At 29.6% G+C, this 11,849-nt stretch carries 8 protein-coding genes; 7 read left to right on the forward strand and 1 reads right to left on the reverse strand.

Annotated elements, in window-relative coordinates:
* The first annotated feature begins 115 nt into the window (after positions 1–115).
* The 7 genes from uvrB to J7M87_RS08670 all read left to right on the forward strand — a co-directional run bounded on the left by uvrB (position 116) and on the right by J7M87_RS08670 (position 11,704).
* Positions 116–2,086, forward strand: a complete 1,971-nt coding sequence (uvrB, locus tag J7M87_RS08640) for an excinuclease ABC subunit UvrB (RefSeq protein WP_291650636.1) — start codon at positions 116–118, stop codon at positions 2,084–2,086.
* A gap of 15 nt (positions 2,087–2,101) precedes the next feature.
* Positions 2,102–2,998: a radical SAM protein gene (locus J7M87_RS08645; protein ID WP_291650638.1), complete on the forward strand. Its 897-nt coding sequence runs from the start codon at positions 2,102–2,104 to the stop codon at positions 2,996–2,998.
* 346 nt (positions 2,999–3,344) lie between these two features.
* Entirely contained in the window at positions 3,345–6,170 is a 2,826-nt protein-coding gene (uvrA, locus tag J7M87_RS08650) for an excinuclease ABC subunit UvrA (protein WP_291650640.1), read from the forward strand.
* Positions 6,171–6,246: 76 nt separating this feature from the next.
* Positions 6,247–6,699 (forward strand): FHA domain-containing protein, encoded by a 453-nt coding sequence (locus J7M87_RS08655; protein WP_291650642.1) that lies wholly within the window; start codon positions 6,247–6,249, stop codon positions 6,697–6,699.
* A 10-nt stretch (positions 6,700–6,709) separates the two neighbouring features.
* On the forward strand, positions 6,710–7,945 hold the full coding sequence (locus J7M87_RS08660; protein ID WP_291650643.1) for an FtsW/RodA/SpoVE family cell cycle protein: 1,236 nt from the start codon (positions 6,710–6,712) through the stop codon (positions 7,943–7,945).
* A gap of 135 nt (positions 7,946–8,080) precedes the next feature.
* On the forward strand, positions 8,081–10,078 hold the full coding sequence (locus tag J7M87_RS08665; RefSeq protein ID WP_291650645.1) for a methyl-accepting chemotaxis protein: 1,998 nt from the start codon (positions 8,081–8,083) through the stop codon (positions 10,076–10,078).
* A 159-nt stretch (positions 10,079–10,237) separates the two neighbouring features.
* Positions 10,238–11,704, forward strand: coding sequence for a penicillin-binding protein 2 (locus J7M87_RS08670; protein WP_291650647.1), 1,467 nt, complete (start codon positions 10,238–10,240; stop codon positions 11,702–11,704).
* 60 nt (positions 11,705–11,764) lie between these two features.
* On the opposite strand, the gene J7M87_RS08675 is transcribed toward J7M87_RS08670, so the two are convergent.
* On the reverse strand, positions 11,765–11,849 hold an 85-nt coding region (locus J7M87_RS08675), incomplete at its 5' end, for an IS3 family transposase (RefSeq protein WP_291648866.1).

Genomic DNA, 11,849 nt, shown 5'->3' on the forward strand with positions numbered 1-11,849 from the left:
AACATCTATTTTGTTATTAATTCTTTATTTAATAAAAAGATTATAATTAATTGTATAAGGTAAGTATAAAGGATAAAATATAAACATAATAACTAAAATTTATGGGGGTGAAAAAATGCCGGAATTTAAAATTGAATCAAAATTTAAGCCAACTGGAGATCAGCCACAAGCTATTGAGAGTTTAGTAAATTCAATAAAAAGAGGAGATAAAGGTCAAACTTTATTAGGAGTAACTGGATCAGGTAAAACATATACCATGGCTAATATAATAGAAAAACTTCAAAAACCAACAATTATTTTAGCACATAATAAAACATTAGCAGCTCAATTATGTTCTGAGTTTAAAGAGTTTTTTCCTAACAATATTGTGGAATACTTTGTTTCATACTACGACTACTATCAGCCTGAAGCATATGTACCACAAACGGATACATTTATAGAGAAGGATGCATCTATAAATGATGAAATTGATAAACTTCGCCATTCTGCTACATCAGCTTTGTTAGAAAGAAGAGATGTAATAATAGTAGCATCTGTATCTTGTATATATGGGTTAGGTAATCCAGAAGAATATAAAAAGTTGACTATTTCTCTAAGAACAGGCATGGAAAAAGAGCGAGATGAGATAATTAGAAAACTTATAGAGATACAATATGAAAGAAATGACATAGATTTTGCAAGAGGAAGTTTTAGAGTTAGGGGAGATTCTTTAGATATAATTCCTGCATCATCATCTAATAAAGGAATTAGAGTAGAGTTTTTTGGAGATGAAATTGAAAGAATTAGAGAATTTGATGTTTTAACCGGAAACATATTAGGAGAAAGAAATCATGTTTCTATTTCTCCAGCATCCCACTTTGCTACTTCTCCAGAAGTTTTAGAAAAAGCAATAAAAAGTATTGAAGATGAATTGGAAGATAGATTAAGAGAATTAAATAGTCAAGAAAAATTATTAGAGGCTCAAAGATTGAGGCAAAGGACTAATTATGATATAGAGATGATCAGAGAAATGGGATATTGTAGTGGAATAGAGAACTATTCAAGAATATTAGATGGTAGGGATCCTGGGACTCCACCTCAAACATTACTTGATTATTTTCCAGATGACTATTTAATGTTTATAGATGAGAGTCATGTTACTTTACCACAATGTAGAGCAATGTATGCTGGCGATAGATCAAGAAAAGATACACTAGTAGAATATGGATTTAGGTTACCATGTGCATATGATAATAGACCATTAAAGTTTCCAGAATTTGAAGGGAAAATGAATCAAGTAGTTTTTGTAAGTGCTACGCCAAGTCAGTATGAGATAGATCATTCAACAAATATAGCAGAGCAAGTCATAAGGCCGACGGGATTAATTGATCCGGTTATAGAAATAAGACCAGTGGAAGGCCAGATAGATGATTTATATTCAGAAATTAAAAAAACTACAGAAAAGGGTTTTAGAACTCTTATAACAACGCTAACTAAAAGAATGGCAGAGGATTTAACTAAATATTTAAAAGACCTAGGTATTAAAACTACCTATATGCATTCAGATATAGAAACGATAGAAAGAATGAAAATTATAAGAGATTTGAGGCTTGGGGAATTTGATGTATTAGTTGGTATTAACCTTTTAAGAGAGGGATTAGATATTCCAGAAGTTGCGTTAGTAGCAATATTAGATGCGGATAAAGAAGGGTTCTTACGTTCAGAGACTTCATTAATTCAAACTATAGGAAGAGCAGCAAGAAACTCAGAAAGTAAAGTAATAATGTATGCTGATAATATTACTAAGTCAATGGACAAAGCGATAAAGGAAACCGAAAGAAGAAGAGAAATTCAAATGAAGTATAATGAGGAACATGGAATTACTCCTCAAACTATAATTAAAGAAGTAAGGGAAGTTATTGAAGCTACAAAGGCATCAGAAGAAAAAGTTGAATATAAGGCTGAAGGCGCTAAGAAAGTTTCAGAAAAGGATAAGAAGAAATTAATTAAGAAATATACTGAAGAGATGATGGAAGCAGCTAAGAACTTACAATTTGAAAGAGCTGCAGAATTACGTGACATAATTAATGATTTGAAAAGTAAGTAATTAGGTGATAATATGATGTATTTATTAGAAAAATGTAAGTTATGTCCTAGAAATTGTGGTGTAAATAGGATAAATGGAAAAAGAGGATTTTGTGGAGCAGGGGATAAAATAAGGGTAGCAAGGGCTGCCCTTCATTATTGGGAAGAACCATGTATATCTGGAGATAGTGGCTCTGGAACAGTATTTTTTTCTCATTGCACATTAAAATGTGTATTTTGTCAAAATTATAATATAAGTCAATGTGAATGGGGAAAAGAAATAACAGTAGGGAGATTAGCAGAAATATTTATAGAGTTGCAAGACAAAGGCGCTTTAAATATAAATTTAGTTACTCCAACTCATTATGTTCCTCAAATAATCGAAGCTATTGTTATATCTAGAAAAAATGGACTAAAACTCCCTATAATTTATAATAGTAGTGGATATGAAAAAGTAGAAACTATAAAGTTGTTAAAAGGATATATAGATGTATACTTACCAGATATGAAATACTTTGATACAAAATATTCAAGTAAATACTCTAAGGCTAAGGATTACTTTAATTATGCTAAGGATGCGATTAATGAAATGGTAAGTCAAGTTGGTGAAGTTGAGTTTGATGAAAAAGGAATAATACAAAAAGGAGTAATAATAAGGCATCTTATGTTGCCAGGGCTTTTATTTGACTCTAAAAAGATAATAGATCATATTTATAATACATATGAAAATAAAGTCTATATTAGTATTATGAATCAGTACACACCTTTAGATCAAGTAAAGTCATACCCAGAAATTGATAAGTCTTTAAATCAAAAGCATTATGATGCTATTATTGATTATGCTTTAAATTTAGGTGTTAAAAATGGGTTTATACAAGAAGAAGGAACGGATAAAGAAAGTTTTATCCCATTATTTAATTTTGAAGGAGTTTAAAAAGGGGCGTTAAGCCCTTTTGATTTTATATTATAATTTTTAATATTACATTTTAATGACTATTTATAGGTTAAGGAGCAATCCATTAATAAAGGAATGAGAAAGTGAAAGAATCAAAAAGTTAATGATGTTTGCGAAGCAAAACTTAAAACAAATTAGTGAAGGATATAAAAATAGGTATTTGAAATAATAAGTAAAGTTAGAAAAAGCTTTTTATAAATAATTTAATATATAATTGACAATAATTATATTAAAATTTAGAATATAATAAAGAACGTTTGTTCGAGATTAATTTTAGAAAAGAAATGAAACACTAATGTTATAAAATAAGAAGGGGCAAATTAGTATGAAAGATAAAATTATTATAAGAGGTGCAAAAGTACATAATTTAAAAAATGTATCATTGGAAATTCCAAGAGATAAATTAGTTGTATTTACTGGGTTATCTGGATCAGGAAAGTCTTCTTTAGCATTTGACACTTTATATGCAGAAGGACAAAGAAGATATGTAGAATCACTATCATCATATGCAAGACAGTTTTTAGGACAAATGGATAAGCCTGATGTAGAGTATATAGAAGGTTTATCTCCTGCAATATCTATAGACCAAAAAACTACAAGCAAGAATCCACGATCAACGGTTGGGACTATAACTGAAATATATGATTATTTAAGATTATTATATTCAAGAATAGGAAAACCGTATTGCCCAAAATGTAAAATTCCAATTGAACAACAATCTGTTGATCAAATTGTGGATAGTGTAATGTCCATTGGGGATAAAACTAAAATTCAAGTTTTAGCTCCTATGATAAGAGGAAAAAAGGGGCTTCATGAAAAGGTGTTAGATAACATTAAGAGAAGTGGATTTGTTAGAGCAAGAATAGATGGATCTATATATGAATTAGCAGAAGAAGAAGTTACATTAGATAAGAATAAAAAACATAATATAGAAGCTGTTGTTGATAGAATAATTATTAAAAATGGTATAGAAGGAAGATTAACAGATTCAATTGAGACTGCATTAAAATTAGCAGATGGGTTAGTAATTATAAATGTAATAGATGGAGAAGATATATTATTTAGTGAAAATTTTTCATGCCCACAATGCGGAATGAGTATAGATGAATTGGCACCTAGATTGTTTTCATTTAACTCACCTTTTGGAAAATGCGATTACTGTGATGGATTAGGAACTTTAATAGAATTAGATGAAGACTTAATAATTCCTAATAAAGATTTAAGTATATTAGAAGGTGCTATTGCTACTTGGGGAGAAGGTAGACTAAAAGAAGACTCTTGGACTTATGCAATATTGAAAGCATTAAGTGAGGAATATGATCTAGATTTAAGTAGGCCAGTAAAGGAACTTAGTAGAAAAGAATTAGATCTATTGCTATATGGTACTAATGGTAAAAAAATGAAGGTTATTTACACTAAGGATGGTGTTAAGTCACAATATTCATATGCATATGATGGTGAAATAAATTCTTTAAAAAGGCGATATAGAGATACTAACTCTGATATCATAAAGACTGAAATTGAACAATATATGAGTAATAATAAATGTCCTAAGTGTAAAGGGGCAAGATTAAAAAATGAAGCGCTAGCAGTTAGAGTTGGTGAGAAAAATATTTATGAATTCACAACATTATCAATAAAAGAAGAGTTTGAATATATTAATTCTTTGATTTTATCTGAAAAAGATCAAATAATAAGTGATCAAATAATTAAAGAAATTAAAAGTAGACTTAAATTTTTAATTGATGTAGGATTAGATTATTTAGACTTAGCAAGAAATTCTGGTACATTGTCTGGTGGAGAGGCCCAAAGAATAAGACTTGCAACACAAATAGGTTCGGCGCTTATGGGAGTACTATATATTCTAGATGAACCAAGTATAGGGCTACATCAGAGAGATAATGATAGGTTAATAAATACATTGAAAAATTTGAGAGATATAGGTAATACTGTAATAGTAGTTGAACATGATGAAGATACTATAAGGGAAGCTGATTTTATAGTTGACATAGGACCAAGAGCTGGAGAACATGGGGGAGAAATAATTGCAGCAGGTACTGTTGAAGATATAAAAAAGTGTAAAAAATCTCTAACAGGTCAATACTTAATAGGAGAAAAGAAAATCGAAATTCCAAGTGAAAGAAGAATAGGAAATGGAAATTTTATAACTGTTAAGGGCGCTAAAGAAAATAATTTAAAAAATGTAAATGTAAAATTTCCTTTAGGAACATTAACTATGGTAACTGGGGTATCAGGTTCTGGAAAAAGTACTTTAGTTAATGAAATATTATATAAAGGATTAAATAGATTAGTCAATAGAAGTAAAATTCCTGTAGGAAATCACAGAGAAATAATTGGATATGAAAATATTGATAAAATAATAGATATAGATCAAAGTCCAATAGGAAGAACTCCAAGGTCAAACCCTGCTACTTACACGGGTGTTTTTGATATAATAAGAGAATTGTTTTCTACAACTCCAGAGGCTAAAATGAGGGGATATAAGCCAGGAAGATTTAGCTTTAATGTAAAAGGTGGTAGATGTGAAGCTTGCGCTGGAGATGGAATAATAAGAATAGAAATGCAATTTTTATCTGATGTATATGTTCCTTGTGAAGTATGTAAGGGTAAAAGATATAATAGGGAAACTTTAGAGGTTAAGTATAAAGGGAAATCAATAGATGATGTACTTAATATGACTGTTGAAGAAGCTTTAAAGTTCTTTGAAAATCTTCCAAGAATAAAGAATAAGTTAGAAACATTAAATGATGTTGGACTTGGATATATAAGACTAGGGCAGCCTTCAACTCAATTATCAGGAGGAGAAGCTCAAAGAATAAAGTTAGCATTTGAACTTTCAAAGAGAAGTACAGGTAAAACACTATATATTTTAGATGAACCAACAACAGGACTTCATATAGATGATGTAAGTAAACTTGTTGAAATACTTCAAAGGCTCGTTGAAGCTGGAAATACAGTAGTAGTTATAGAGCATAATTTAGACTTAATAAAGTGTGCAGATCATATAATAGATTTAGGACCAGAAGGTGGAGATAAAGGTGGAACTATAGTTGCAATAGGTACTCCAGAACAAGTAAGTGAAGTAAATAATTCATATACTGGGAAATATCTTAAAAAGATGTTAAGATAAGTTAAGTATACTTGTTATTTTTGACTAGAAGTTTTAATATATAATGGTAATAAAATACTGATTTTGAGGTGAAGAGATGGGTTTTTCAAGGCTGATGACATTAGTTTTTGGTGTGGCATTTATGATAATACTTTATTTTATAATATATTATGCACTAAAAATAATGTACAAGGATGTAAAGGGCGGTGGAAGAAGGAAACAATCTTCTGCTAAAAAGAATTATGGCATAGAAGTACTAAGTACAGGAGAGAACTCAAATTTAGAAGAGGGATCTATTTTATTGTTAAGAGGAACTATAACTATAGGTAGAAAAGAGGGAAATACAATAAAATTAGATGATCAATATGCTTCAGGAAATCATGCAAAAATAATAGTTAAAAATAATGAGATAGTAATAGAGGATTTAAATAGTACTAATGGCATTTTTATAAATGATGAGAGAGTTAACGGATATTCAAAGATAAGAGCTAACGATCTTATAAGAATAGGTAGTGCTATATTTAAGGTTATAAGAGCAGAGAAGAACTAGAGGTGAGTTTATGAATAGTGCATTAAAGTTGGAAAAAAGAGTTCTGAAATTAATTTATCTACTATGCTTACTTCTATTTACTAATTTGGCTCTACTAAAAAAGCCCTTTGATACCAAAGCATTAATCATAGGTATAATTCTATGTATAATAATAGGATTTTCCCACTATTTAATAAGGCGGTTTTATCCTGATGGGGATAAGTTTATGCTTATATTTTCAAGTATATTAGCTGTAGTTGGGATAGCAATACTATACAGATTAGATCCTAGTTTTGCTATAAAACAATTAATATGGGCTGTACTTGGAATAATAGCATATATAGCTATAGTTGTAGCGTTGCCAGATTTGAAGGGGTTTGCGAAGTATAAAAAAATATATATGATTGTTACTTTAATATTTATGCCTATGGCATTGATATACGGACTTATATTTAATGTGGAGACAAATGGGGCGATGAACTGGGTTTATATAGGACCTTTTGGGTTCCAGCCATCTGAATTCGGAAAAATAGCATTAGTTTTATACTTAGCTTCTTCTCTTATGACATATGAGAGTAAAAATGTGATTAAAGAAGATTTTAAACAATTAATAGAGCCAGCTGTTATTGTTATGTTTTCATTAGTTTGTATGGTTCTTCAAACAGATTTAGGATCGACTTTAATATTTTTTGGAATATCTGTAACTATGTTATATATTGCAACTTCAAAGAAAAAATATGTCTTTACATGTTTAGGACTTTCTGCGATAGGAGCAGTGGGAGCTTATGGCGTTTTTGGGCACGTACAAAGAAGAGTGAAAATTTGGCTTGATCCATGGAAGTATGCTAGTAATGAAGGTTATCAAATAGTTCAAGGTTTATATGCCATATCATCAGGTGGATTATTTGGAGTAGGGCTAGGAAATGGATATCCAGATTTAATATTTGCAAGTGAGAGTGATTTCATTTTTGCTGTTATTTGTGAAGAGTTCGGAATTATATTTGCAGTAGGATTAATGATAATATATTTCTTGTTATTTTATAGAGGCATAAGAATAGCATTTTTAACAAATGATAAGTTTAGTCAATTAGCTGCTGTTGGGTTCAGTACAATGATAGCGTGTCAGACTTTAGTTATTATAGGTGGAATATTTACTGTTATACCACTTACAGGTATAACTTTACCACTGATAAGTTATGGTGGTAGTTCTATGTTAACAATGTTTTTTGCTCTTGGTATATTGCAAAAGATATCAGAAGAGTATTAAAAAATATATAAAATTGTAATAAAATGTAGTATTATATAAGAAAAGGTAATGGTGAGAATCATTACTTTTTTTGTTTATGGATAATTAATTACTTTAATTAAAAAAGAAATAGCCATGGTTTTAGGAGGGCATATTTTGTATGGAAAAGGAAAGAAGATGAAATTGGAAGAGGGAGTTAATAACAAGATTGAATTTAGAGACAGTAGAAAGTTGAAAGCTAGCAATAAAAGAAGATTAACTATAACTCAAAAAATATTAATATTTCTTATTATAATTACTCTAATATCAAGTTTTTCGTTGGCTACATATTCATCATTAATATCGTATAAAACTGAGACAACTAGGGTAAAAGAAGCTTTAGAGCAAACAAAGGGATTTGGAAGAAGCTTAATTAGTAAGATGATTGTTGATTTAGAAGATTTAATATATTCAGTAGAGAAGGGAATAAAAAATAAGGATAGAGCCAATAGTTTTATAGATTCATTTATGAAAAACAATTCAGCTGTATCTTCCATAGCTGTTAAGAATGAGAAGAATGAATTTGTAGCATATTCAGGAGGACTAAGTAGATCATACATAGATGGATTAACTTTTGTTCAAGGAGGATCAATGGGGGTATCTTGGTCAAATACTATAATATCAGGAGACAAAGGTTTCATTGTTATAAAAGTTAACATAGATAATAAGGATTATTTTATTCAGATTTCAACATCAATGTTCCAAGATCAGATTAATTCAATAAATATAGAGGGGATAGAAGTGGATTTAACAGATAGTTTTGGAACAATAATGGCAAGTAATAATAAAGATAAAATAAACACAAAACTTAATGATGAACTAAGTAAAATAATTGATCAAAATAAAGATGAAAACGAAGTCAAGATAGGTAATGATAGAAAAATATTTACGTATCATAAATTTACAAATAACTTCAAGATTACAAGTATTTATGATAAAAGTAGTTTAAATAAAAGTATTATTACAAGTATAATATATATATTAATAATAACTATAATATTTTCTGTAGTAATAATAGTAGTTGCATCTACTATAATAAAAAAGTATTTAAATGCTATAATTGATATAAATAATATGAGTAAATCTATGGGAGAAAAAGATTTTACTAAAAGATCAAAAGTAGATTTAGATGACGAAATTGGTGATGTTATAAACGAATTAAATAATTCTTTTGATATTCTTAAAGTAGTAATGAAAGATAATCTTTCTTTATCAGAAGTTTTAACCGAGAATACTGCAAGGATAGATGAGTCATCTAATGAAATGTATGAAGCTTCTAAGCAGGTGGCTACATCTATTGAAAACATTTCTACAGTAACACAACAACAGGCTGATAGTATGGTTGATATATCTAATAATGTTAATATTTTAGGTGATTCTATAAAGGAAGTTTCTAAAACCATTAATGTGCTAAATAATTTATATTCGGTATTAAGTACCAATGTGAAAAGTAATAATGAAGGAATGCAAGAGTTATTAGGAGATAATTTAAATCTTCAAAAATCTATAAAAGATCTATCTGATGATATATTAGATATCTCAGTAAGTACAAATAAAATAAAAGATTTTGTAAATATTATAGATGATATAGCAAATAGTATAAATTTAATATCTATCAATGCATCTATAGAAGCTGTACATGCAGGTGAGTTTGGAAAAGGTTTTGCTGTAGTTGCAAAGGAAATTAACAAGCTTGCTGAAAATTCTAAAGAGGCTACTGAGATAATAAAAATTACAACATCAGATATTCATAAAAAGATAAATAGAACAGTTGAAATATTGGATGAAACAAGAAGTATTTCTATAAAAGAAAGCAATAGTGTCAAAAATACTGCTGAGTCATTAAAAGTTATAAGTGGCGAGATTATGGTTATGAGGAGTGCTATAGAATCTATAATAAACTCCAATAATGTTGTAACATCTAAGAAAGAAGAGATATTACATATAGTTGAGAGTAGTGCAGCTTCAATGGAAGAAATTGCAGCTGCAACTGAAGAAATTACAGCTATAACAGAAGAACAATTTAGTTCTACAGAAGAAATAACGAATATGGTTGCAGATTTAAGAGAATTAGCAAAAAAGATGGAAGAAAGTATTGGAGAATTTAAGGTATAATTAAAGATTTTGATGTATAATATAAAAGGAGTATTGCAATAAGTACAATACTCCTTTACCTATTACTTAATATGATACGTATTTTTAATTTTATAGTTTAAATATATAATTTTATAGTTATAATGATATTAATAGGTTTTACAAAATAAGGAGGACTTTATGAACGACTTAGCAAAAAGTATAAGAAACATTATGGTGATATTTCTTTTTTGCTTTATAGCATTAATATCATATATAGCCTATTTTCAAGTGTTTGAGGGACCTGATATAGCAAATGATTCAGGAAATAAAAGACTTTGGGCGAAAAGAAATGAGGTTTTAAGAGGAACTATATATGATAGAGATGGAAATCCATTAACCAATAGTATTAGATTAGATAAGTTCAATCAAAGTAGAGAATATGTATATGGAGATCTGTATGTTCATGCATTAGGATATATAGATGAAAGGTTTGGAATTACTGGTCTAGAGGAAGAATATGATAATGAGTTATCAAAGTACAGTAGCTTCTCTAATGGAGTTAGAAGCTTATTAAAGAACTTTGATTTAAAGAAAGCATTTGAAAATAGAGATGAAGAAAAAGTAGGAAATGGAATAGTGACTACATTAGACTATAATCTTCAAAAAGTAGCTTATGATGCAATGGGGGATTTAAAAGGAGCTGTAGTTGCATTAAATCCAAAAACTGGTGAAGTATTAGCTATGGTTTCAAAACCTACATATGATCCAACTAATTTGGAACAAACTATAGAAGATGCAAATACTGGTGTAGATACTGAAAGTAAGCTATTAAATAGAACAATAAATGGACTATATCCTCCGGGGTCTGTATTTAAGACAGTAACATTAGCAGGAGCTTTAGAAAATGATCCAAGTATAGAGGGAAGAACTTTTAATGATACTGGAAAAATAACTTTTGATGATGGTACAGAACTTAATAATTATATGAAGCAAGCTCATGGGAACTTGGATCTACAGATGGCATATAGAGTTTCAAGTAATGTTGTTTTTGGAACATTAGCAATGGAAATGGGAAATGAAAAGTTGAAGGAAGTATCAGAAAGATTTGGATTTAATTCTAGGGTTCCAGGTATAGGGATGTCTATTTCTGAAAGTAGATTTCCTTCTTTGAAAGATTATGAATTAGGAAACATAGCACAAAGTGGGATAGGTCAGGCAAGTGTATTATCAAGCCCAATGCAAATGGCAATAGTAGCTGCAACTGTGGCAAATGATGGAGTATTTATGGAGCCTAAGTTAGTAAACAAGATAGTAGATAAAGATGGAAACACAATTAAGGAAATACCAAATAAAACCTTAAAGAGTGATGTTGTTTCAAAGGAAATAGCAAACATAATAAAGGATTATATGGGATATTTAGTTTCTAATAATATATATAGATGGCCAGCTTTCGAAGGAACTAATGCTGGAGGTAAAACAGGGACAGCGGATTATATGCTAGAGGATGGCTCGGAAGGAGTTCCTCATGGGTGGTTCATATCAGCGGCTCCTTTGGATGATCCTAAAATTGCAATTGCAGTAATAGTAGAAGAAGGTGAAAATGGTGCAGGTTCAGCAGCTGATATAGCTTCAAAAGTTGTAAGAGCAGCTGTACTTGGAGAATAATAAAAAAAGGTCGAGAATTTTAAACTGGTCCCTATGTCAAGGACATTTTAAAAAAGAGAGTTAGGAAGCTAAGAGCTGATTTCTGTATTGAACAGGAGTCAGCTTTTTTAAGTTCCACTGACAACGGTCATTATTATAATAATCA

The sequence above is a fragment of the Clostridium sp. genome (genome assembly GCF_017888565.1).
GTDB lineage: Bacteria > Bacillota > Clostridia > Clostridiales > Clostridiaceae > Clostridium.